24 protein-coding genes are annotated in these 22,081 nt (G+C 71.5%); 12 read left to right on the top strand and 12 right to left on the bottom strand.

The window, feature by feature from the left end:
• Window positions 1-6: 6 nt before the first annotated feature.
• The 4 genes from AAHG03_RS03880 to AAHG03_RS03865 form a co-directional block, all read right to left on the bottom strand.
• Window positions 7-249 (bottom strand): hypothetical protein, encoded by a 243-nt coding sequence (locus tag AAHG03_RS03880; protein WP_342148906.1) that lies wholly within the window; start codon window positions 247-249, stop codon window positions 7-9.
• A gap of 351 nt (window positions 250-600) precedes the next feature.
• On the bottom strand, window positions 601-1,548 hold the full coding sequence (locus AAHG03_RS03875) for an alginate O-acetyltransferase AlgX-related protein (protein WP_342148905.1): 948 nt from the start codon (window positions 1,546-1,548) through the stop codon (window positions 601-603).
• A gap of 11 nt (window positions 1,549-1,559) precedes the next feature.
• On the bottom strand, window positions 1,560-3,011 hold the full coding sequence (locus tag AAHG03_RS03870) for a Do family serine endopeptidase (RefSeq protein ID WP_342148903.1): 1,452 nt from the start codon (window positions 3,009-3,011) through the stop codon (window positions 1,560-1,562).
• Between the two features lie 148 nt (window positions 3,012-3,159).
• Entirely contained in the window at window positions 3,160-3,378 is a 219-nt protein-coding gene (locus AAHG03_RS03865) for a hypothetical protein (protein WP_342148901.1), read from the bottom strand.
• 199 nt (window positions 3,379-3,577) lie between these two features.
• Between AAHG03_RS03865 and AAHG03_RS03860 the strand changes: the two genes are divergently transcribed.
• Window positions 3,578-3,865 carry a hypothetical protein gene (locus AAHG03_RS03860; RefSeq protein WP_342148899.1) on the top strand — a complete coding sequence of 96 codons (288 nt, stop codon included), beginning with the start codon at window positions 3,578-3,580 and terminating at the stop codon, window positions 3,863-3,865.
• On the opposite strand, the gene AAHG03_RS03855 is transcribed toward AAHG03_RS03860, so the two are convergent.
• The 7 genes from AAHG03_RS03855 to AAHG03_RS03825 form a co-directional block, all read right to left on the bottom strand.
• On the bottom strand, window positions 3,855-4,559 hold the full coding sequence (locus tag AAHG03_RS03855; RefSeq protein WP_342148897.1) for a response regulator transcription factor: 705 nt from the start codon (window positions 4,557-4,559) through the stop codon (window positions 3,855-3,857). The genes AAHG03_RS03860 and AAHG03_RS03855 overlap by 11 nt on opposite strands.
• Window positions 4,556-6,205, bottom strand: a complete 1,650-nt coding sequence (locus AAHG03_RS03850) for a sensor histidine kinase (protein ID WP_342148895.1) — start codon at window positions 6,203-6,205, stop codon at window positions 4,556-4,558. Before AAHG03_RS03850 ends, AAHG03_RS03855 begins: the two co-directional genes overlap by 4 nt.
• A gap of 110 nt (window positions 6,206-6,315) precedes the next feature.
• Window positions 6,316-6,522, bottom strand: coding sequence for a hypothetical protein (locus AAHG03_RS03845; RefSeq protein ID WP_056247344.1), 207 nt, complete (start codon window positions 6,520-6,522; stop codon window positions 6,316-6,318).
• Window positions 6,523-6,830: 308 nt separating this feature from the next.
• Window positions 6,831-7,628: a formylmethanofuran dehydrogenase subunit C gene (locus AAHG03_RS03840; RefSeq protein ID WP_342148894.1), complete on the bottom strand. Its 798-nt coding sequence runs from the start codon at window positions 7,626-7,628 to the stop codon at window positions 6,831-6,833.
• Window positions 7,625-8,560 carry a formylmethanofuran--tetrahydromethanopterin N-formyltransferase gene (gene fhcD, locus AAHG03_RS03835; RefSeq protein ID WP_342148893.1) on the bottom strand — a complete coding sequence of 312 codons (936 nt, stop codon included), beginning with the start codon at window positions 8,558-8,560 and terminating at the stop codon, window positions 7,625-7,627. The genes AAHG03_RS03840 and fhcD overlap by 4 nt, the downstream gene beginning before the upstream one ends.
• 12 nt (window positions 8,561-8,572) lie before the next feature.
• Window positions 8,573-10,219: a formylmethanofuran dehydrogenase subunit A gene (locus AAHG03_RS03830; RefSeq protein ID WP_342148892.1), complete on the bottom strand. Its 1,647-nt coding sequence runs from the start codon at window positions 10,217-10,219 to the stop codon at window positions 8,573-8,575.
• Window positions 10,213-11,289 carry a formyltransferase gene (locus AAHG03_RS03825; protein WP_342148891.1) on the bottom strand — a complete coding sequence of 359 codons (1,077 nt, stop codon included), beginning with the start codon at window positions 11,287-11,289 and terminating at the stop codon, window positions 10,213-10,215. The genes AAHG03_RS03830 and AAHG03_RS03825 overlap by 7 nt, the downstream gene beginning before the upstream one ends.
• Window positions 11,290-11,810: 521 nt before the next feature.
• Here AAHG03_RS03825 and AAHG03_RS03820 point away from each other — a divergent pair.
• The 9 genes from AAHG03_RS03820 to AAHG03_RS03780 all read left to right on the top strand — a co-directional run bounded on the left by AAHG03_RS03820 (window position 11,811) and on the right by AAHG03_RS03780 (window position 19,971).
• Window positions 11,811-12,806, top strand: a complete 996-nt coding sequence (locus AAHG03_RS03820) for a beta-ribofuranosylaminobenzene 5'-phosphate synthase family protein (RefSeq protein ID WP_342148889.1) — start codon at window positions 11,811-11,813, stop codon at window positions 12,804-12,806.
• A 110-nt stretch (window positions 12,807-12,916) separates the two neighbouring features.
• Window positions 12,917-13,810, top strand: coding sequence for an NAD(P)-dependent methylenetetrahydromethanopterin dehydrogenase (gene mtdB, locus AAHG03_RS03815; protein ID WP_342148887.1), 894 nt, complete (start codon window positions 12,917-12,919; stop codon window positions 13,808-13,810).
• Window positions 13,811-13,908: 98 nt separating this feature from the next.
• On the top strand, window positions 13,909-15,186 hold the full coding sequence (locus AAHG03_RS03810; RefSeq protein WP_342148886.1) for an ATP-grasp domain-containing protein: 1,278 nt from the start codon (window positions 13,909-13,911) through the stop codon (window positions 15,184-15,186).
• Window positions 15,116-16,087 carry a methenyltetrahydromethanopterin cyclohydrolase gene (mch, locus tag AAHG03_RS03805; protein WP_342148885.1) on the top strand — a complete coding sequence of 324 codons (972 nt, stop codon included), beginning with the start codon at window positions 15,116-15,118 and terminating at the stop codon, window positions 16,085-16,087. The genes AAHG03_RS03810 and mch overlap by 71 nt, the downstream gene beginning before the upstream one ends.
• 274 nt (window positions 16,088-16,361) lie before the next feature.
• Window positions 16,362-17,276, top strand: coding sequence for an ATP-grasp domain-containing protein (locus AAHG03_RS03800; protein WP_342148884.1), 915 nt, complete (start codon window positions 16,362-16,364; stop codon window positions 17,274-17,276).
• Window positions 17,273-18,124 carry a triphosphoribosyl-dephospho-CoA synthase gene (locus AAHG03_RS03795; protein ID WP_342148883.1) on the top strand — a complete coding sequence of 284 codons (852 nt, stop codon included), beginning with the start codon at window positions 17,273-17,275 and terminating at the stop codon, window positions 18,122-18,124. Before AAHG03_RS03800 ends, AAHG03_RS03795 begins: the two co-directional genes overlap by 4 nt.
• 231 nt (window positions 18,125-18,355) lie before the next feature.
• Window positions 18,356-18,868 carry a 5,6,7,8-tetrahydromethanopterin hydro-lyase gene (gene fae / locus AAHG03_RS03790; protein WP_342148881.1) on the top strand — a complete coding sequence of 171 codons (513 nt, stop codon included), beginning with the start codon at window positions 18,356-18,358 and terminating at the stop codon, window positions 18,866-18,868.
• Between the two features lie 177 nt (window positions 18,869-19,045).
• Entirely contained in the window at window positions 19,046-19,483 is a 438-nt protein-coding gene (locus tag AAHG03_RS03785) for a hypothetical protein (protein WP_342148880.1), read from the top strand.
• Between the two features lie 290 nt (window positions 19,484-19,773).
• Window positions 19,774-19,971: a hypothetical protein gene (locus AAHG03_RS03780; protein ID WP_342148879.1), complete on the top strand. Its 198-nt coding sequence runs from the start codon at window positions 19,774-19,776 to the stop codon at window positions 19,969-19,971.
• A gap of 7 nt (window positions 19,972-19,978) precedes the next feature.
• On the opposite strand, the gene AAHG03_RS03775 is transcribed toward AAHG03_RS03780, so the two are convergent.
• Window positions 19,979-20,680, bottom strand: coding sequence for a HisA/HisF-related TIM barrel protein (locus AAHG03_RS03775; RefSeq protein ID WP_342148877.1), 702 nt, complete (start codon window positions 20,678-20,680; stop codon window positions 19,979-19,981).
• A gap of 3 nt (window positions 20,681-20,683) precedes the next feature.
• Between AAHG03_RS03775 and AAHG03_RS03770 the strand changes: the two genes are divergently transcribed.
• Together AAHG03_RS03770 and AAHG03_RS03765 are read left to right on the top strand one after the other, a co-directional pair.
• Window positions 20,684-21,718, top strand: coding sequence for a hydantoinase/oxoprolinase family protein (locus tag AAHG03_RS03770; RefSeq protein ID WP_342148875.1), 1,035 nt, complete (start codon window positions 20,684-20,686; stop codon window positions 21,716-21,718).
• Between the two features lie 56 nt (window positions 21,719-21,774).
• A complete protein-coding gene (locus AAHG03_RS03765; RefSeq protein WP_342148873.1) occupies window positions 21,775-21,975 on the top strand; it encodes a hypothetical protein in 201 nt (66 codons plus the stop codon).
• Window positions 21,976-22,081: the final 106 nt, after the last annotated feature.

Raw genomic sequence — 22,081 nt, 5'->3', positions numbered from 1 at the left:
CGGTGGTCACCGGGAGGCTCCGCCCGCCGAGATGCCGACGACGAGCGGCCGGCGGGCGTCCATCGGACGGGCCCCGATCTCCGTGGTCTCCAGGCGGACGCTGACCGGACCGGCGCCGCCGGCCTGCGGCAGGCGATGGGTGAAGGCCTTCTCGCCCTGCGCGGGCACCGCCTCGACCACCGAGGGCACCAGGGCGGCGTAGGCGCTGAGCACCGCACCGGCCGCCGCGATCTTGAACAGGTCCCGCATGATGTCCGCCCCTTGGGTTCGGAGCCTTGCCGGCTCTCGTGTGAGGCTGAACCTAGGCTGGACAGATTGCCGAGGCATTGCGCCAGCGCACATGGCGCGCGGAGCCCGACGCGGCCGACGCAACATTCCCGAAACAGGCTGAACGAAATTTTTGCCGGGGGACCGCCGTATCGGGACCGGCTTGCCCGGCGCCTCCCACCCATCCCCCTCATCCTGAGGTGCCGCGTCAGCGGCCTCGAAGGAGGGCTCCAGGGATCACTGAGCGAACTGGAGCCCTCCTTCGAGGCCCCGCTTCGCTGCGCACCTCAGGATGAGGGGAAGGGGTGGGATGTGAGGGGGTTGAGTCGGCGCTCAGGCCTGGACCGCCTCGGCGGCCCGCAATTCCGGCCCGAACCGCTCCGCCGCGTAGGCCTCGAGATCGAACCGGTCGTCGGGGAGCTGGAACATGAAGCGCTCGGCCACCTGACCGATCACGAGATCGGGCCGCACCCGTTCGAGGTAGTGCCAGTCGAGCGACGACGACCAGATGAAGTGTACCTCGGCAAACGTCTCGGCGATGAGCGCGGTCAGCATGATCGGCGCGAAATGCGCGTAGGAATCGCCGAACAGCACCACTCTCCGCGGGTCGGTCCCCGGCGATTCGTTGCGGTAGATCACGTGCGAGCCGACATGCAGCGTGTCGGCCCGGCCCAGGCGCTCGCGCAAACTGACGATCGGGCTGGCATGGACCCGCACGGCGTCGCGCTGGATTTGCCGGATCGGCCAGGGCTCGGTCCGGGGCGGAATGAGCTTGCCGCCGAGGTCGCCCGCCCGCTCCAGCCATTCGTGCGGCTCGGTGCGCAGATCCTTCGGCGTAGCGCCGCAGGCGGCGCAGATCAGGCGGTAGGCGGTCTCGCAGCCCTCGAACGACCAGTGGCTGTCGGTGCGGTGATAGAGGTCGCGGGCGTCGCGCTCGGCCCGGAAGGCGCCGACGAGATCGAGGCAGGCACGCCGCGCCTTTGGATGCCAGAACAGGGCCCGGCGCAGCCGCAGGGCCGGCGAGAGCCGCACCCGCACCTTCAGCCCGTCGAGCCGGTGGTCGTAGACCGTCAGCTTCTCCGGCACGATCACGTGGAGATAGGGGGCGCCGAACTGCTTGCAGCCGCGCACGCGGGCGATCACCAGCCGCTTCCAGCCCCGCACCCGCCGCGCCATCAGCCGCGAGCGGCTGAACTGGCCGACGACGTTGTTGCTGCCCGCCGTCAGGAACAGCCAGCCGTCCCGCCCGACATGAACGTGCTCGGTCCCCTGAATCTCCATGGGCCGCGGGCTCAGCCCCCGAACACGGAGGTCAGCGTCTCGCCGCCGCGGTTGATCGAGACCTCCCACAGGCCGAAGCTGCGCTGAGTCAGCCGGTCGAGGTCCTTGGTCGAGGTGACCGGCATGCCGTTGACCGCCACGATCACGTCGCCCTTCTTGAAGCCGGCGCGGTTGGCGAGCGACCCGTCCTCGACCGCGCTCACCGCCACGCCCTCCTCGGGCAGGTCGGCCTGCAATTCCTCGCCGACGGCGGGCGAGGTGTTCACCAGTGTTGCGCCCGCGAACGGCGTGCGCGTCCGAACCTTGAGGACGTCGCGCGGGCGCGTCTCCGGCGCCGCGGTGAGCTTCACGGGGATCGTCTGGCGCCGCGTGCCGCGCAGGATGCCGAACTGCGTCGTGCCGGTGATGCCCTTGAGCGCGAAGCGGTAGCCGAACGCCTCCGGGTCGTCGACGTTCTGCCCGTCGATCGACAGGATCACGTCGCCGCGCTTCAGCCCCGCCTCCTCCGCCGGGCTCTTGGCCTGCATGCTCGCCACCAGCACGCCGGTCGGCCGGTCGAGCCCGACGCTCTCGGCGATGTCGTTGGTCACGCTCTGCACCCGCGCGCCGAGCCAGGGCCGGCGCACGAGGCTGCCGCCGCCCTTGGCGGCCTCCACCACCGCGCGGATCATGCTCGCCGGAATCGCGAAGCCGATGCCGTGGCTGCCGCCGGACTGCGAGTAGATCGCGGTGTTGACGCCGACGAGGCGCCCCTGGAGATCGACCAGCGCGCCGCCGGAATTGCCCGGATTGATCGCCGCGTCGGTCTGGATGAAGAACTGGTAGTCCGACGAGCCGACCTGCGTGCGCGCCAGCGCCGAGACGATGCCCTGCGTCACCGTCTGGCCAACGCCGAACGGGTTGCCGATCGCCAGCACGAAATCGCCGACCTCGAGATGGTCGGAATCGCCGATCGGCATCGGCGCGATGTCGGCGGGCGTCTTGATCTTGAGCACCGCGAGATCGGTGCGGGGGTCGCGCAGCACGATCTGCGCCTCGAACTCGCGCTTGTCGGCGAGCGAGACCTTCACCTCGTTCATCTCGGCGATGACGTGATTGTTGGTGATGACGAGGCCCGACGCATCGACGATCACGCCCGAGCCCAGCGAGCGCTGCGCCCGCTCGCCGGGCGCCCCGCCGGGGCCGCCGCGCCCGTTGCCGCCGGGCCGGTCCTCGCCGAAGAACCGGCGCATGAATTCGTCCATGGCCGACGAGCGCGCCGAGCGCTTCTCGACATGGGTGGCGTAGACGTTGACGACGGAGGGCGCCGCCCGCTTCACGACGGGCGCCAGCGAGAACTGGATGTCGCCCTTGGAGAGCGGCACCGCCTTGTCCTGGAAGGTCTTCTCCTGCGCGACCGCAGGCGACGCGGCGAGCAGCAGCACGGACAGAAGGCCGGCCGGCCGAAGCGGCGAGAAGGGCATGTCGGGTCTCCCGGAGAAGGCTGAACTCCGGGCTATGTAGCCCCGGTGATCGCGGGGGGCGAGGGCCGGCGGCGCCGTCCGGGGCTCCGCCCCGGTCCCCGCGAAAGGACTTGTCCTTTCGAAACCACGACACGGGGGAACGGGATGCCTATTTCGTGATGCGCTTCGGCGCGATGGGGTCGCTCGCCGGGAAGGTCTCTTCCACGGCCTCATCGAGTAGTTGGTCCTGGCGCTTCTCGATATCCTCGTCGGGCACGCGGGGCCCGGGGGCCGCGTCCGCGGCCCGGTCGGGGTCTCCCCGGTTCGAGATGCGCTGAGCGTGGCCGTCATGGGCGGTGGGTGGCCGCGCTTGTCCGGTGTTGGTCATGGATCCATCCTGTTCCGGTCTGCCTCAGCAAGGCACGGTCAGATGGTGTCCGCCGATCGGCGGGATAGCCGGATGCTTCCTAGGTGAGATGTCGGTCGGGCCGAAGCCCGGTATGTGTCCCTAGGGGCCGCCTCAATGGCTGCCGGGAGCCGCCCTCTTACCTGCCGAGGAGACCCGAAGCGTCCGGTAGGACTTCACAATGACGATTCCGCAGGTTCCGTACACGTCCGATGAGCTGGGTTTGCGTGCCGCCGCGGCCATGGCCGAGATCCGGACGGTCCTGAGCCGACTGACGCCGGGCGAACGCGTCGCCTTCTGGCATGCGGTGGATCTCGCCTATCGCGCGCCGTTCGGATCGCCGATGAGCATGCAGGAATGTCGGCCGATCCAGAACGGCGTCGCCCAGGCTCTCAGAACCATGTTCCCACCCTCGGAGCGAGAGCGGCAAGAGCGCGGCAAGAGAGCGGCACAAGAACCTAGTGCTTGAAGTCCTGGCCCCTCAGGTCGAGCATGAAGCCCTTGCCGCGCACCGTGGTGATGACCGGGCCGCCGAAGCGGACGAAGTCCGAGAGCTTCGAGCGCAGATAGCCGACATAGACATCGACCACGTTGAGCGAGAGCCCGCCCTGGCTCGCCCAGAGGCGGTCGAAGATCTCGCCGCGCGAGATCGGGCGGTTCACCTCCTGCATCAGCAGGGCGAGCAGCTCCGCCTCCCGCGGCGTCAGCCGGGCCGAGGCCTCGCCGAAGCTGACCTGGCGGATGTTCACGTCCAGCGTCAGCCGGCCCGCGGTGAACACCGTGCGCGGCGTGTCGGCCTCGCGGCGGCGCAGCAGGTGGACCTGCAAGCGGGCCAGCAATTCGTCGAACACGAACGGCTTGACGATGTAGTCGTCGGCCCCGAGCGCCAGCCCCTCGGCGCGGTCGCGCACCTCGTCGCGGGCACTCAGGAACAGGATCGCGCCGGGATAGCCGCCCTCGCGCAACGAGCGGCAGACGTCGTGGCCCGAACCGTCGGGGAGCGTGATGTCGAGCACCACCGCCTCGGGGGCGGCGTCGCGGGCGGCGCTCAGCGCGTCCTCGACGCGGCCGGCGACGCCCACGTCGAACCCCTCCGCCTCCAGGCCGCGGGCCAGCATGCCGCGGATGTCGATGTCGTCCTCGACGATCAGAACGCGCGTCATACGGCGTCGATCCTCTCCCGTGACGCCCCGTGTCCAGCCGGACCGGCGCTCAGGTCGAACGCGGGCAGGTCGAGGACCACCCGTGCGCCTGCATTCGACTTGAGTCCTGGCCCGGCCTTGCCGAGGCTGATCGTGCCATCATGCCGCTCAACGACCCAGCGCGCCAGGGCCAAACCGATGCCGAAGCCCGGCTCTCCCGAATGGTTGTCGCGCCGGAACCGCTCGAACAGCCCCTCCGCGTCCGCCGGAAAGCCCGGCCCGTCGTCCTCGATGGCGATGAGGGCGCGCTCGCCGTGCGCCCCGAACCGCTCGTCCACCGAGACGGTCACGCGGGTCAGCCCGCTGGCGTGGCGGAAGGCGTTGTCGATCAGGCTCTCGATGACTTGGCGCAGCCATTCCGGGTCGGCGGAGAGTTCGATGTCGCGGGCGCCGGGCTCCAGCACCAGCTCGATCCGGCGGCGCGCGGCCTCGGAGGCGAGGCCGTCGACCGCGTCGCTGGCGATGGCGACCGCCGAGACCGGGCGCCGGTCGAGTTCGATCTGGCCCGATTCCGAGCGGGCGACGCGCAGCAGGTCCTCCACCCGGCGCTTCAGCCCCTGCGCCCGCTTGCGGATCGTGCCGAAGACGGAGGTGAAGTCGGTCGGCCGCGGGCTTCCCCGCTCGATCGAGCGCTGGGCGAGGTCGCATTCGCCGAGGATGACGGTGAGCGGCGTGCGCAGTTCGTGGCTCACGTCGGCGAAGAAGCGGCGGCGCGAGCGATCGACCATCTCGAGCCGTTCGTTGGCCGCGCGAAGGTCGGCGGTGCGGGCCTGCACCGTGTCCTCCAGGGCGGCGCGGTCGGCGGCGAGCCGCCCCTCGCGCCGCGACAGGCGCGCCACCATCCGGTTGAAGTTCGCCACCAGCACGCCGAGTTCGTCGCGGGTCTCGACCGAGAGGCGGGTGTCGAGCGCGCCGCTGCCGACGGCGGTCGCGGCGCGGCGGATCTCGGCGATGCGCGCCAGGGTCGGGCGCGTCACCGTGCGGTAGAGCAGCCCGACGAAGGCGAGCGCCAGCGCCATCGCGGCGAGCGAGGCGGCGGTGAGCCGCTGCGACAGGTTGCGGGCGTCCTCGGAGCCCGCGTTCATGCTGCGCCGCTCGGCCTCGATCAGCAGCGACAGCGGCGGGCCGGTCATCGCGCCGAAGCCGTTGAGCGCCCCCTGCATGGCGTTGCGCCGCCGCTCCGGCTCGCCCTCGCGCTGCGCTCTCAGCACCTGCCGGTCCAGCATGGCCCGGGCCGCGCGCACGCTGGCGAGCGGCCGGGTGCGGGCGAGATACTGGATGCGGTCCTCCGGGTCGCTGCTCGACCCGAGCCCCCGCCCGAGGGCGTCGTCGACGGCGGTGAGCGCCTGATCGACCCGGTCGCGGGTCACCGACAGGGCTTCGGGCGGCGCGTCGGGGTTGTTGACGCTCTCGATCGCGGCGAGCCCGTATTGCGCCAGCCGCCCCGAGAGTTCCGCCATCAGCTCCAGCCGGTGCTGGGCGGCGAGCGTCCGCTCGATGACGCGCTCGGACAGCCGCGTCGACCACAGCACGCCGCCTGCCGCCATCAGCGCGATGAGCGCCGTGCCGCCGAGCAACAGGGCGAACCGGACCTTGAGCGAACGCATGGGTTTTCAGTGTTCCCGCCGCTGAGGGCGGCGGGTGGACCCTGCCACCGCGGGGCGGGGGGCTCAAGCGCGGGCACGATGTCCGGCTGTTCGCCTCCTCTAGGGCCGTCTCACGTCTTGTCCGGCACGCTGCCCTTCGGCGCGCAGCGCCAACTCTTCACGTGCAGATCGGGATGCTCCTCCTGCCACGCGGCCAGCGTCGCCTGCGAGTTGCGCAGGCACAGGAACGGATTGGGGTTGTCGAAGGCGAGGTTGATCCGCTCGTCGTGGCACTTCGTCGGCTCGGCGATGAGACAGACGGACAGGAGCAGGAACATGCCGCACGACCTCGCAGGGTGAGCGGCTGAAGGCTGAACGCCCGCGCCGCGTCCGGGGACAAGTGGGACGAAGCGGCAGGCCGGCAAGGGATTTCATGCAGGGGCGGATGGGCGCAGGGGCAGGATCGTGCCGGTTCGACCAGCCTCCCGCCGTCATTCCGGGGCTCGCCGCAGGCGAGAACCCGGAATCCACCCGTGATGCGGGAAGCCCGCCTGAAGTCGAACCGTCGCGGCCAGTCGTGGATTCCGGGTTCCGCTGCGCGGCCCCGGAATGACGGCCGGTGGGAGTAGGGGCGAGCGGTCCGGCTTTACGCCGGCACGAACATCTCGCCCTTCCCCAGCGTCGCGAGATCGCCCGAGTAGCGCCGCAGCGTCCCGCCGAGCAGGCCGGCTTGCGCCGCGCCGAGGCGCTTGAGGGTCTGGGCGAGCAGGCGGACGTAGACGAGGTCCGATGTGCCGGTCTCGACGAAGGTCGGGAGCAGGGCGCCGTGGCCGCCCGCGATCAGGGTGCCGCGGCGCATGCCGTAGCCCGGATGATCGCCGATCGCGCCGGAGACCACGATGGTGCCGGCGATCATCCGCGAGGCGGTCTGCGCGCCGGCCGAGCCCGCCAGGATGATCCCGCGGCGCATGCGGTCGCCGAGATGGGCGCCGGCCGCGCCCTTGATGACCAGCGTCGCGCCGTCGAGCCCGGCCTTGGCGGCGTAGACGGCGCCGCCCGCGTGATCGCCGGCATCCCCCTCGACGGTGATGGTGCCGCCGGTGGCAGCCGTCGCCGCGAACGGGCCGGCCGAGCCGGTGACGGTGAGCGTGCCGCCGGCCATGCCCTCGCCGAGGCGCTGGCCGACATCGCCCTCGACGCGGATCGTCCCCTCCGAGAGTGCCGCGCCGACGCGGTCGAGCCGGTCCGAGCCGCCCTCGATCACCAGGGTGTCGGAGCCGTCGAGGCTGATCTCGAACAGGTCGCCGAGGCTGACGCCGCGGCGGCTGGTGCCCACGGCCAGCTTGCCGGCTTCCGATTCGGAGAGGCCCTTGAGCGCCAGCGGCGTCACGTTGAGGAGGTCGATCCGCTCCGGCGGCGCCCCGCGCAGTCTCAGCGTGCTCATGCGGCGGGTTTCTCCAACAGGTCGCGGAGGTGGTAGTGGTGCCGGCCGAGATTGCCGCCGTAATTGCCGGCGGTGACCGCCACGAGCCCGTACTTGGCGCCGATCTCGGTCGAGGCGTGGAGCGCCGCGCGCATCGATTCGGCGACGCCTTGCGAGGTCAGCGCGTCGATGACGATCTCCAGCACCACGCCGCACTCGGGCGGCAGCGCCGAGCCGGCGCGGCCTTTCAGCGTCGGGCAATAGGCGTCGTTGGTCGAGGCCATCATGCCCTTGGTGCGCCCGCCGACCTTCGAGCCGGAGCGGACGATGCCGCCGGGGAAGGGCAGGATCGCGCCGGGAATGGCTTTCGCCGCCTCCACCGCGATCTCGGCGACGATGAGCGTGTCCGAATGCTTGCGGCCGAGGAACAGCAGGTTGCCGCCGCCGACCGCGCCGTCGACCGCGCGGGTCGAATCCTCGCACAGGAACTCGCCGTCCATCACGGGGATGCGCCAGTAGCGGCGCATCTTCCCGCTCGCGTCGGGCAGGCGCTTGGCGACCGCGAAGCCGTCGCCGAAGTAGCGGATCGCGCCGCCGAGCTTGATCGTGTGCGGGCCCTCGACGCCGGCGAAGCACGCCGTGCCGGGGCAGGTGAGGATGCACTGGCCGACGCGCTTCAGGAGCTGCTCCTTGAGCCCGTTCGGCTCGAAGCCGAACAGCAGGATGCGCACGCCGGGGCGCCCGTCGGGGGTCTCGTCGGGCGAGAGTTCGGCGTCGATGCCGGCCTCGGCGCCGCAGCCGATCACCGAGGTGGCGAAGCCCGTCATCACCGTGGCCGCGATCATCGCCCATTTCGGCGTGTCGTTGGTCACGATGATCGCGGTGCCCGCGACGTCGAAGGCCTCGGCGAAGGTGTCCTCGACCTTGATGCCGTTGAGGGTGAGGTCAGCCATCAGATCAGTTCCTCACGCCCGGCACGCCACGTCTTCGAACGTCCTGGTCTGCTCCGGGAACGCGGCGTCCGGCACCGCGAAGGTGTCGAGGCCGGCGCCGAAGCGGTCCTGCAGGTAGCTCTCGGCGCGCTTCTCCATCCCGGCATCGGCTTCGACGTTCAGCGACAGCGTCTTGCCGGAGAACCACGCCACCACCTCGCCGTCCTCGACGATTCTCTGGCCGTCCTTCAGCACCAGCTTGGCGTGGGAGAACATCGCCGTGCGGTTCCTGTCGTCGCGGTAGATCGCGATGTCGGCCTTCGCGCCCTCGCGCAGGTGTCCACGATCGGTCAGCCCGAGGAGCTTGGCCGGACCCGAGCGGGTCAGCTGCGCGATCTCGCTCAACGTATATTCGCGCTCGATCTTGGGCAGGCCCGAGCGCTCGCCGACGACCGCGGGCAGCGTCGCGATCTCACGCGCCCGCTCCTCGGCATCCATCAGCAGGTGGATGATGCGCGGATACTCGGTGAAGACGCCGCCGTTGGGATGGTCGGTGGTCAGGATGGTGCGCTCGGGGTTCGAGGACAGCAGCATCAGCTCCAGGCCGATCGCCCATTGCAGCGACGAGACGGGGCCGCGCGGCCGGTAGAGGAACGGCACCACGCCGCCGCCCTCGGCATCGCCCGCCGACAGCACCCACTTCTTCGGCTTCGCGCCCTTGCGGCCGCCGAACTGGCGCAGGATGTCGAGCGAGATCGTCACGGTCTGGCCGAACACCACCTGACCGACGTCGTAGGTGGCGTTGGGGTGGGCCTCCATCGCCGCGTTGATCCGCTCGGCGGCCGAGCGGAAGCCGCCGGTCATCGGGTTCTCGGGGTCGGCGACGCCGTAGGCGTAGAACTGGGCGTGGGCGAAGTGGATGCGCCGGCCTTCCGCGGCCTCCAGCGTCGCGACGAGCGAGTCGTCGGCGCCGGGGAGCCCCAGGTTGTTGCAGTGGACGTGCAGCGGATGCGGCACGCCGATCTCCTCCACCGCGTCGAGCAGCGCCGACATGATCGTGCGCGTCGAGAGCCCGTAGCAGGGAATCTCGTCGTCGAGGCTGAGCTTCAAGACGCCGTCCTTGAAGGCCGAGGCGCCGCCCGCGTTGATGCACTTGACGCCCAAGCCCCGCGAATGGGCGAGCGTCTGCTGTACGAGATCGCGCACCGCCGCCTTGCCCTCGCCGTCGCGTAGCAATTGCAGCAGGTGGTCGTCGTTGCCGAGTACCGCGAGGCCGCCGCGGTCGAGCAGGGGGATGTCGGCGAGTTCGAGATGGGTCGCGAGCGCGTTCGAGGGCGGCAGCGCCGGCTCGACCGCGGTGGTGTAGCCCATCCGCGCATAGTTCGCGCCGACCCAGCTGCCCGAGCCGCCGGCATGGGCAAAGGGATGGCCGTTCGGCGCCGACTCGCTGACGTAGAGGTCGGGCAGGAGCAGGCGGCTCATCACCACGTTGCCGCCCGCGATGTGCGAGTGGACCTCGACGCCGCCGGCCATCACGACGCAGCCGGTGGCGTCGATGGTCTCGTCGGGGGTACGCTCCGACGGGGCGACGACGCGGCCGTCCTCGATCCAGACGTCGCCGACGCCGTCGCGCCCGGCGGTCGGATCGACCACCCGTCCGCCCTGGATGCGGATCAGCATGAGACACCCTTCTCGATGAGGCGGTCGCGGATGCGGGCGAGCACGCCCGCGGCGGTCTCGGCCTCGGCCGGACTCGTGGCGTCCGCGTAGGCGATGACGCCGCGCCGCTGGTTCCACAGCGCGCCGCCCACAGACTCGCCCGGCACGCCGACGGTGATGACGACCTCCGCGGTCTCGCCCGCGGCCTCGGTCGAGCCCTCGCCGACGATGGCGACGGTCGGCAGCGTGCCGAGCCAGTCCGGACGCGGGGCGGGGAGGGCGGCGAGCCACAGGGCGGCGTCGGCCTCGCCCGCGGCGATCTGGCGGGCGCTGTCGAAGCGCCAGGGATCGTGTTCGGGCAGATGCCGGCCGAAGCCGACGCGAGGCGCCTGACCGGTGGTCCAGGCGGAAAGCTGCACCGTGGCGCGGCCCTGGAACGGGTCGGCGAGCGGCAGGGTGAAGAAGCGGGTGGATTCGTTGAGGTCGCGGATCAGACCCTGCAGCATCTCCACGCCGATCTCGCCGAGTTCCTCCGCGTCGTAGATCACGACGCCGTATTGCGCGGCGAACAGGCGCCGGGCGAGGTCGGCGAAGGCTTCTTCACCGGCCAGATGCCCCTTGGCGAAGGCGCGCAGGTGCCCGAGGGAGACGGCGAGCCCGCCCTCGTCCGCGCCGTAGGCGACGTGGCGGATCGCGCCGTTCTGCGGGCCGCCGAGCGAGAGCAGGGCGCGCTCGGAACCGGTCGCCCGGCCGCGGCGGATCGGGGCGGCGGCGATCTCGGCGATCAGGTCGCCGTCCCACGGGCGATTGCCGAGGATCAGCACCACGTCGGCCCGTGCCGTGGTCTCGGCCCGCGTCGTCGTCATGGCGCCGCCCGCGCTGAGCGCGCCGAGTTCGGCGTATATGCCGGGGCCGGCCACCGGATCGAGCGAGGCGCCGAGCGTCTCGGCGAGGCGGTAGGCGGCGCGCAGGGCCGCCACGTCGGCGTTCAGGCCGGCCAGCACCGGCACGCGGGCCGTTGCGAGCAGGTCGGCGGCGGCCGCCACCGCCGCGTCCACATCCGCCGCGCCCCCCTTCACCCAGGCTGCCATGATTCCTCACCGTCGTTTCTTCGGGCATCCCCGCGGGATGAGCGGGGCGAAAGACGGCCGTGTCCGAGGGACGCCGGAGAAGCGCCCTTGGTGGAGCCTCGATGTCCCGCGCCGTGACGGGGCGGGCAGATGCTCGGACCGGCTCCGCGAAGGAGCGTGATGGTTTTGCATTCCTGTCACCGCGCCCGCAAGTCCCCCCGCGCCGATCCCGCCACGGTTTTCCGAATGGGAATTCCGGCCCATCGGGCAGGGGATGGGAAAATGGCGGCGATCCCGCTCCCCCGTCATTCCGGGGCTCGCCGAAGGCGAGAACCCGGAATCCACGACTGGCCGCGACGCCTCGTGAGGCCGCGCATCACGGGTGGATTCCGGGTTCCGCTGCGCGGCCCCGGAATGACGGCGGAGGAGGGTGGTACCGTACCGGCGGCGCCTTCGTGGTTGTCGCGGGCGCCGCCGCATGGGACAAGCCGCGCGCCGGGTCCGAACCGGTCCCAGCAGCATGACGAATGAGGGAAGCGACGGTGGCCGAGGTCCCGCAACGCACGGGTGAGACCGCGACCGGCCCTGTGACAGGACCTTTGGCGGGGGTCCGCGTCCGCGCCCCGGCGCGGCTGCATTTCGGCTTCCTCGATCTCAACGGCGGGCTGGGGCGGCGCTTCGGCAGCATCGGGCTCGCCCTCGATGCGCCCGCGGTGCAGCTCGTGGCGCGGCCCGCCAAGCGCGTCGCCGCCACCGGCCCGGAGGCCGAGCGGGTGCGGGCGAACCTTCTAGCGGCGGCCTCCTATCTCGACGTGCCGGATACGGTGGCCATCGAGGTCGAGGAGGCGATCCCGCCCCATGCCGGCTTCGGCTCGGGGACGCAGCTCGCGCTCGCGGTCGCCGCTGCGCTGGCGCGCCTCAACGGCCGACCGTTTCTGCCTTCAGACTTCGCCGACGTGCTCGACCGCGGCAACCGCTCCGGCGTGGGGCTCGCCGCCTTCACCGAGGGCGGGCTGATCGTCGATGGCGGGCGCGACGAGTCCGGCGCGCCGCCGCCCGTGATTTCCCGGCTGCCCTATCCGGAGGAGTGGCGCGTCGTGCTGATCCTCGACGAGGGCATGACCGGCGTGCACGGCTCGCGCGAGACGGAAGCCTTCCGCGATCTCCCGCCCTTCGATGCGAGGCAGGCCGCCGAGATCTGCCGCATCGTGCTGATGCAGATCCTGCCGGCGGCCGCGACCGCCGAGCCCACCGGCTTCGGCGCGGGCATCACCGAGATCCAGAAGCGCATCGGCGACCATTTCGCCCCGCACCAGGGCGGGCGCTACGCCAGCCCCGCGGTGGCGGAGGCGCTCGCCGCCATCGCGCAGGCCGGCGTGCCGGGCTACGGCCAGAGTTCCTGGGGCCCGACCGGCTTCGCGCTGATGCCGAGCCAAGCGGAGGCCGAGCGGCTGGTGGCGAGCCTCGCCCGGCCGGGGCGGCTGCGCTTCGTCATCGCGCGGGGGCGCAACGACGGCGCCTCGGTGACCGATCTTTAGATATTTTTTCGCTAGACCCATTTCCGACAAATCGGCTTGACCGGCCCCAGTCCGATCGGCTTTGCACCTGAGACGGCGATTCAAGGCCGCGATCACGGGAGACGAACACCATGGCCCGCTCGATCCTGCACATGCTGACGCCGCTCAAGCACATGAGCCCGTTCGACGTGAACATGGCGATCGATGCCGGCTTCGAGACCCTGATCCCCTATACCGGCGTCACCCTGGCCGACGTGGTGTCGCTGACCCAGGATTCGATCTTCTCCCGCGCGCCGCAGGACGGCATCCGCACCGGCATCTTCATCGGCGGCAAGAACGCCGAGGACGCCCTCGACATGGTGGACCGGGCCAAGAAGGCGTTCGTGCCGCCCTTCGTCAACCACGTCTTCGCCGACCCGGCCGGCTCCTTCACCACGGGCGCCGCGATGGTCGCCGAGGTGAACCGGGCGCTGAAGGCGAAGTTCGGCACCGATCTCAAGGGCAAGCGCATCGTCATCTTCGGCGGCGCGGGCGTCGTCGCCTACGTCGCGGCGGTGATCGGCGCGTTGGAGGGCGCGCAGACCGTGCTCGTGGGACACGACGGCGAGGAGCGCGTCTCGAAGATCGCCTTCACCATGAAGTGGCGCTTCGGCATCGAGGTCGGCGCCGTGGACGGCACGCTCCCCGAGGCGCGCCGCGCGGCCATCACCGACGCCGACGTGATCCTGTCCGCCGGCCCGGCCGGCATCCCGATCCTGACGGCGGAAGACCTCGAATCCGCGCCGAAGCTGCTCGTCGCCTCCGACGTCAACGCCGTGCCGCCCGCCGGCATCGCCGGCATCGACGTGAACGCCAAGGACGTGCCCCTGCCGGTCGGCAAGGGCGTCGGCATCGGTGCGCTCGCGGTCGGCAACGTCAAGTACCAGACCCAGTGCCGGCTCTTCCGCAAGATGCTGGAAGCCGACGAACCGCTCTGCCTCGACTTCCGCGACGCCTACACGCTCGCCGTCGAGATCGCCGGCTGACCAGCCCCCGCATCCGCGAGGGCGGCGCGCTGCTGATCGCCGCCCAGTCCGGCCGGGCGCTGGCCCAGGCCGCGCGCCGGGCGGGCCTGCGGCCGTTCGTGCTCGATCTCTTCGGGGATGAGGACACGCTGGCGCTCAGTGAGGCGCATCGCCCGCTGCCGGGTCGCTTCGGGGCGGGGCGGCGGGACCGGGCCGCTGTGCTCTCGGGGCTCGACGCTCTTGCCGCGGAGGCCGGCGGCGCGCCGCTCGGCGTGGTGCTCGGCAGCGGGTTCGAGGGCGCGCCGGAGATGATGGCAGAGATCGCCGGGCGGTTTCCGCTGCTTGGCGCGACGCCGGTTTCGGTGGCGACTCTAAAGAACCCGGTCGGCTTCGCCGCCCTTTGCGAACGCCTCGCGATCCCGCATCCGGCGATCACCCATGGGCCGCGTGAAACGCGCGTTCCCCTCCCCCTTGCGGGGAGGGGTAGGGGTGGGGGTGGTGCAGGATCGAGCGTTGCGGTGCCTTCTGCACCACCCCCACCTCCTACCTCCTCCCCGCAAGGGGGAGGAGAAGCGCCGTATCCTGCCGAGCGCGATGGAGCGGAACGCAGCGCGTGGCTCCTCAAGCGCGTCGGCGGCTGCGGCGGGTCGCATATCCGCGTGAGCGCCACCGGCGCGGTGCCGCCGGGCCATTACCTCCAGCAAAAGGTGCCCGGCCGCGCCTTCGCCCTCAACTTCCTCGCTGATGGCCGGCGCATCGAACCCCTGGCGCTCACGGAGCAATGGCAGGCGCCCTCGCACCTGCGCCCGTTCCGCTACGGCGGCGCGCTGGCCCGCGGCCGGGACGAGGCGCATCCGGTTGCCTCAGCCCTCTACGAAAACATCGCCGAATCCGTCGCCCGGATCGTCGCGGCCACCGGCTTGACCGGCCTCGCCAGCGCCGACCTGCTGATCGACGGCGAGTGCTGGTGGCTCATCGAGATCAACCCGCGCCCCGGCGCGACCCTCGACGTGCTCGACCGGCGCCCGACCCCCCTGCTTCTCGCGCATATCGAGGCGGGCCTCGGCCGTCTGCCGACCCTCGAACCCGCTCCCCCGGATGCAACAGGCGCCGAGATCTGTTACGCGGCCCGGACTTACGCGGCCCTGCCGCCGCTCGACTGGCCGGCGCATGTCCACGACCGGCCGCGGGCCGGCAGCCGGGTGGGCCGTGACGCGCCGCTCTGCACGGTCACCGCGACCGGGCCGGACGCGGCAGCTGTGACAAAAAAATTGCGGGAGCGGGCGGATGCGCTCCGCGCCCGCCTCGACGACACGGAGAACAGGCATGAGTTCCAACACGACCGTCCCGAGCCTCAACGCGCTGGCGGGCCCGCTGGTCGAGAGCCTCGTCGCTGACGCGGCCAAGCTCCGGCTCGTCGTCGCGCAGGAGAACGGCGCGCGCACGGTCGATGCCGGCGCCAACGCCCGCGGCTCCATCGAGGCGGGCCGGCGCATTGCCGAGATCTGCCTCGGGGGCCTCGGCACCGTGTCGATCGCGCCGACCGGCCCGATCGCCTCCTGGCCCTACTCGATCGTCGTCCACTCCGCCGACCCGGTGCTGGCCTGCCTCGGCAGCCAGTATGCCGGCTGGTCGCTGGCCGACGAGGAGGGCGATTCCGGCTTCTTCGCGCTGGGCTCCGGCCCCGGCCGCGCCATCGCCGTGGTGGAGGAACTCTACAAGGAGCTGAACTACCGCGACAACGCGGAGAAGACCGCGCTCGTGCTCGAATCGGCCTCCGCCCCACCGGCCTCGGTGGTGCAGAAGGTCGCCGCCGCCACCGGCATCGCGGCGGAGAACGTCACCTTCATCTACGCCCCGACCCAGAGCCTCGCGGGGGCGACCCAGGTCGTCGCCCGCGTGCTGGAGGTGGCGCTGCACAAGGCCCATACGGTGGGCTTCGACCTCCACCGCATCCTCGACGGCATCGGCTCGGCCCCGCTCTCGCCGCAGCACCCGGACTTCATCCAGGCGATGGGCCGCACCAACGACGCCATCATCTACGGCGGCCGGGTCCAACTCTACGTCGATGCTGACGACGCGGACGCCAAGCAACTCGCCGAGCAACTGCCCTCGACCACCTCGGCCGACCACGGCGCCCCCTTCGCCGACATTTTTTCACGCGTGAACGGCGATTTTTACAAGATCGACGGGGCGCTGTTCTCGCCGGCCGAGGCCATCGTGACGTCGGTCAGGACGGGGCACACGTTCCGGGGTGGGCGGCTTGAGCCGACGCTGGTGGACGCCTCGTTCACGTAAGAAGCGCGGCGCCAAGATAACCCTCCCCCCCACGGATATCGGGCTTGCCCGATATCCGCATACTAAGTGCTCAAGTCGGGCAGGCCCGACTTGAGGTGGGGGAGGGTGCCTGCGGAGCAGGCGGGAGAGGGGAGCGACGGTTCAGAAAGTGGTGCGCGTCATCCGACGCAGTGACCTTTCCGGCACCGTCGCTCCCCTCTCCCGACCCTCGCTGACGCGAGGCCCACCCTCCCCCGCAGAGGGGGGAGGGACGAAGCGGAAACCGGGTTTGTTCATGCGCATCGGGCTCGCGGCCGACAACGGCAATTGGCATAAGGCGCGCTTGCGCGCGGCGCTGCAATCCTTCGGCGTCGAGCCGGTGCTGTTCTCGCTCGCCGACGTGGCCGTGGTGACGGGCGGGGGCGAGCCCCTGCGCGTGCCGGGCTTCGAGGACGGCCTGCCCGACGGCGTCCTGTTGCGCACCATCGCGGGCGGCACGTTCGAGGCCACCACCATGCGGCTCGGCGTGCTGCACGCTCTGGTGGCCTCCGGCGTCACCGTCTGGAACGGGCCCGTGGCCATCGAGCGCTCGGTGGACAAGGCCGCGACCTCGCTGCTGATCGCGCGGGCCGGCCTGCCGACGCCGGACACCTTCGTGGTGTCGAAGTGCGAGGCCGCCGCCGCGATCGTCGCCCGCGAGGCCCGGCCCGGCACGCCGATCGTCCTCAAGCCCCTGTTCGGCTCGCAAGGCGAGGGGCTGATGCTGATCGAGCATCCCGACCAACTGCCGACGCCGGAGGCGGTCAGCGGCGTCTATTATCTCCAGCGCTATATCCCCCGCGCCGACGGGCTGTGGCGCGACTACCGCGTCTTCGTCTGCGAGGGCCGGGCCATCGCCGGCATGATCCGCGAGGGCGACGGCTGGATCACCAACGTCCATCGCGGCGGTCGCCCGCACGCCTGGGACGTGCCGCCCCGCGCCGCCGAACTCGCCGAGGCCGCAGCCGCTGCCGTCGGCGTCGACTACACCGGCATCGACCTCGTCGAGGACGGCGAGGGCGGCTTCATGGTGCTCGAGGTCAACTCGATGCCGGCCTGGTCGGGCCTGCAGCAGGTGACCGATGTGGACATCGCCGGCGCGGTCGCCCGCGGCTTCCTCAACGCGGTGCGCGCCGCTCGCCCGCCGCGGCTGGTCTCGGCGCTCGGATGAGCACGGGGCTGCCCGCCGCCACGGTGGCCGACCTCTACCGCGCCGCGTGTCTGGCCGAACTCGACGCGCTCAAGCCCGGCAACGTCCACGCCTACGCCCCCGGCCACCGCATGGTGACGGCGGACTTCGTCACCAGCGCCGAGGTCTCGGCCCCGCCGCTCGCGGCCGAAGGCGCACGGGTCGGCGCGCGGGTGCGCGGCGGCGTCGAGGCGACGTTCGCCGCGGTCGGCCAGAACACCAATCTCGGCATCCTGCTGCTCTGCGCGCCGCTCGCCGGCGCCGCGGAAGGCCACGGCCCCCTCACCGAAAGCCTGTCGGCCGTTCTCGCCGACTTCGACGCGTCGGATGCCGCGAACGTGTTCGCGGCGATCCGCCACGCCAATCCCGGCGGCCTGGGAAAGGCCGCCCGCCACGACGTGACCGACGCGGGCCCGACGCCCTCGCTGGCGGAGGCGATGGCGGAGGGCAGCCCGCGCGACCGCATCGCCCGCGCCTACACCGACGGTTTTCGCGATTTTTTCGACATTGGCCTGCCCGCGTTGGCGCGGGCTCGGGCACAAGGCCTCGCCGCGCCCTGGACCACGACCGCGGTGCATCTCGCCTACCTCACCAAAGTCCCCGACAGCCACATCGCCCGCAAGCACGGCCCCGCGCGTGCCGAGTCGGTGCGGGCGGAGGCTGCGGCGCGGCTCGCCGGGCTCGACCTCGCGCGAGAGCCGGTCGCGGCCCTGCTCGACTACGACCGAGCGCTGAAGGACGCCGGCCTCAACCCCGGCACGAGCGCCGACTTCACGGTCGCCACCCTGTTTCTCGACGCCCTGCTCCGCGCCCGCGGCGAGGCGCGCTGACCCCCGCCCGCGAAGGAACGAAGTCTTCTCCCGTCAAGGGTCCAAACGGCTCAAAAATCGCCGATTTCGGGCTCCGGCGCGGGTTGTTCGGGGCAAAAGCCCGCTGTAGGGTCCGCCCCGCTATCCGGGCTAACCGGCTCGGCCCCCTGCCGGGCGCCGCGAACAAGGATGGCCTTCGGCCCCGCCCCCAAGGGTGGGCCTTTTTTCCATGAATTCAGGGAGAGACCCCGAATGGCCAAGATCAACAAGCTTCAGGTCGGCGAAGCCCTCGTCGGTGACGGCAACGAAGTCGCCCACATCGACCTCATCATCGGACCGCGCGGTTCGGCCGCCGAGACCGCCTTCGCCAACGGCCTGATCAACAACAAGCACGGCTTCACCAGCCTGCTCGCCGTGATCGCGCCGAACCTGCCGTGCAAGCCGAACACCCTGATGTTCAACAAGGTCACCATCAACGACGCCCGTCAGGCCGTCCAGATGTTCGGCCCGGCCCAGCACGGCGTCGCCATGGCGGTGCAGGATGCCGTCGCCGAGGGCATCATCCCGGCGGACGAGGCCGACGACGTGTTCGTGCTGGTCGGCGTGTTCATCCACTGGGAGGCGGCCGACGACGCCAAGATCCAGAAGTACAACTACGAGGCCACCAAGCTGTCGATCCAGCGCGCCGTGAACGGCGAGCCGAAGGCCGCGGCCGTGACCGAGCAGCGCAAGTCGGCGACCCACCCCTTCGCCGCCAACGCTTAGATCGGACACAGTCCTGGGCAGAGCGAGCCTCCGCCCGCACCGCGGGGCCTGCTCCAGCGACTGGCTTCGATCTTCCTCGGACGTTGACACGGATCGGGACGGCCTTCGGGCCGTCCCTTTCTTTTTGGGCGGTGCCGTGGCACCCCATGGCGGACGAGCGCCGGGAGGAAGCCCGCGATGGCCGACGTTCTCGAAGAACTGACCGCCGACACCCTCACGCGGGCGCAGGTCGAGCGGCGCATCGACGATTGGACGCGGCGCATCGCCGATCTCTACGATCGGATCGACGCGTGGTTGCCCGAGGGCTGGCGCTCGGTCCGGGATCGGCGCACGCGCCTGTTCGAGGAGCCCATGCGCGAAGTCGGGCTGCCGCCGCACACGCTCCCGATCCTCGATCTGATGACAGGCGACACGCTCGCCGCGACCGTCGAGCCGCGGTCGCTCTGGATCGTCGGCGCGAACGGGCGTCTCGAGTTCCGGCGCGGGTCGGTCAATCATCTCCTGCTCGACCGGTCGGCGATCTTCGAACCTCCCGAATGGTTCGTGGTGCCGATCTCGGATCGCAACCGGGCCGTCCCGCTGGACCGGGCGGCCGTGATCTCGCTGCTGCGCTGAGCGCGGGCGGCCATGCGGGATCTGGCGGCCCTGGCTGCCCTCTATGCCGAACTCGACGCCTATCTCACCATGCTTCGGGCGCGGGCGATCGCGGAGGGCGACGCGAACGGCGCGGACCGTATCGAGATGCGGCAGCGCCTCTCAACGATCAGGCCTACTTCATCCTCTGCTGGGGGCAGCTCGAAAGCGCCATCGACGACGCCTGCCGGGCCGCGATCCGGAAGCGGCGCACGGATGCGGACTGGACGGTCCGGCGGGCCTGGGACCTCTACAACCCGGACGACCGGCGGTTGTCCGGCCTGACGTTCGAGGATCGCACCGCCCTCGTCCTCGACCGGCAGGGCGGTGCCGGGAGTCCCTGGGCGCGGGTGCAGTTCTACTACGCGCTGCGCAACCAGATCGCCCATGGCCGGCTGCGGCTCGATCGCATCGACGTCACGGCCGTCGTCGGCGAGATGTATGCGATCCAGGCGGCTCTCACCCTGTAGGAGGCCTTTACCGCAGCGTCCCGTCATGGATCGCCGAGGCCACCAGCGCCCCGGCTGCACCCGCTTCCGTCAGCCGCGTCACGTCGTCCGGCCCGCGCACGCCGCCCGCCGCGTAGACCTTTCGCACGCCCGCCCGCGCGACGGCCTGCGTGATCCCGGAAAAGTCGGGGCCCGTGCCGGTGCCGACGCGGGCGAGCGTCATCACGATGGTCTCGTCGGGCCACGCTTCCGCCGTCTCGTGCAGCGCGTCTGGCCCGAGCCGTTCCGCGCCGCGGCTGTCGAGGGAGAGGATGGCGCGGTTGCCCAGCGCCCGCACGAGCCGATCGTCGCGCTGGCTCTCGCTGCCGATCACCGGGCGGCCGAGCCCCGCGGCGAGGAAGCGCTCGACGCCCGCCGCGTCCGAGAACCCGGCATCGACCCACAGAGCCACGCCGGAGCAGGCGCGGGCCACGGCCTCCAGGCTGGCGCGGTCGGGCTCGGTGCCCTCCATGATCGCGTCGAGGTCGGCGACGTAGAGGGTGTCGGCGGCGATCCTGTCGAGCAGGCCGCGGGCGACGTCCGCCGGGGCGGAGCCCCTGGCCAAGGGGGTGAGGATCGGGGCATAGGCATCGCGCTCGCCCGCCCGGGCGCGCACCACGACGCCGCGGCGCAGATCGATCACCGGGATCAGCCGGAACGGCGCTGCCCGACCTTGCAGAGCGTGAGACATCGCGTGAACCGGACCAACAGCAGAGTCGTCGGGTGGGATCTCGGCGGGGTGCATGTCAAGGCGGCCCTCGTCGTGGACGGGCGCGTGGTCGAGGCGGTGCAGGCGGCCTGCCCGCTCTGGCGCGGCATCCCGGCCCTCGACCGGACGTTTTCCGAACTGCCCGACTGGGCGCGGGGGCAAGCCGACCACGCCGTCACCATGACGGGCGAGCTGACCGATTGTTTTGCCGACAGGGCGGACGGTGTCCAAAACCTGTCGGACTGGGCCGCCGCGACGCTCCAGGGCCGCGTACGCATCTATGCCGGCAGCGCCGGCTTCGTCGCCCCCGAGGAGGCGCGCGGCGTCTGCGAAAAAATCGCGTCCGCCAACTGGCACGCCACCGCGGCGCTGGTCGGCCGCGGCCTGCCCCGGGCGCTGCTGGTCGATATCGGCTCGACCACCGCCGACCTGATCCCGATCGTGGACGGGCGCCCGGCCGCCACCGGCTACAGCGACGCCGAGCGGCTGGAGACGGGCGAACTCGTCTATACCGGCGTCGTCCGCACGCCGATCCTGGCGTTTGCCACCCATGCCCCCTGGCGCGGGCGGCGCACCGCGCTGATGGCCGAGACGTTCGCCACGGCGGCCGACATCCACCGCCTGACCGGCGACCTGCCCGAGGGCGCCGACCAGCAGCACAGCGCCGACCTCAAGGGAAAATCGCTCGCCGAGACCGAGACGCGGCTCGCCCGCATGGTCGGCCGCGACCGCGGCGAGGGCACGAGCCAGGAATGGCGCGCGCTCGCCGCGTGGTTCGCCGAGGCGCAGTTGCGCCCCCTGCACGATGCGGCGTCGGTGCTGCTGTCGCGGCCCGACCTGCCGCCGGACGCCCCCCTCGTCGTCTGTGGCGCCGGCCGCTTCCTGGCCGAGCGGCTGGCCGCCCGGCTCGGGCGCACGGCCGTGCCGCTGGCCTCCCTCATCGCCGATCGGGTCGCGGCGGAGGGGTCCGAGTGGGTCTCGACCTGCGGGCCGGCGGTGGCGGTCGGGTTGATCGCGTGAGGAACGCGGCCCGTCCCGCGCGTTGACCGGGACGCACAACGAGGAGAGGGGTTCAGATGAGCGCAGCCCAGAAACTCACCCGCATCCTGGCGACCCGCACGGGGGCGGACATCGAACTGGCCTTCGTCACCGAGGACGGCCGCACCACGCGGGTGCTGGCGAGCGACGACCAGATCGACCTGCTGGTGGACGAGTTGGAAGACATCCTGAACTCGCCGGCCGAGGGCGAGACCGGCGAGCCGCCCGCGGCGGCCTGAGCGCCGGTTCTTCGCGCGTTACCACGCGTTTTCCCACCCACACCCTCATCCTGAGGTGCGGAGCGTAGCGGAGCCTCGAAGGAGGGCTCCAGAAGTCTCGCGGCTG

It is taken from the genome of Methylorubrum subtropicum (genome assembly GCF_038442325.1).
Taxonomy (GTDB): Bacteria; Pseudomonadota; Alphaproteobacteria; order Rhizobiales; family Beijerinckiaceae; genus Methylobacterium; species Methylobacterium subtropicum.
Note: the sequence above shows the minus strand (reverse complement) of the source record. Positions and strands in the feature narration are given on the sequence as shown.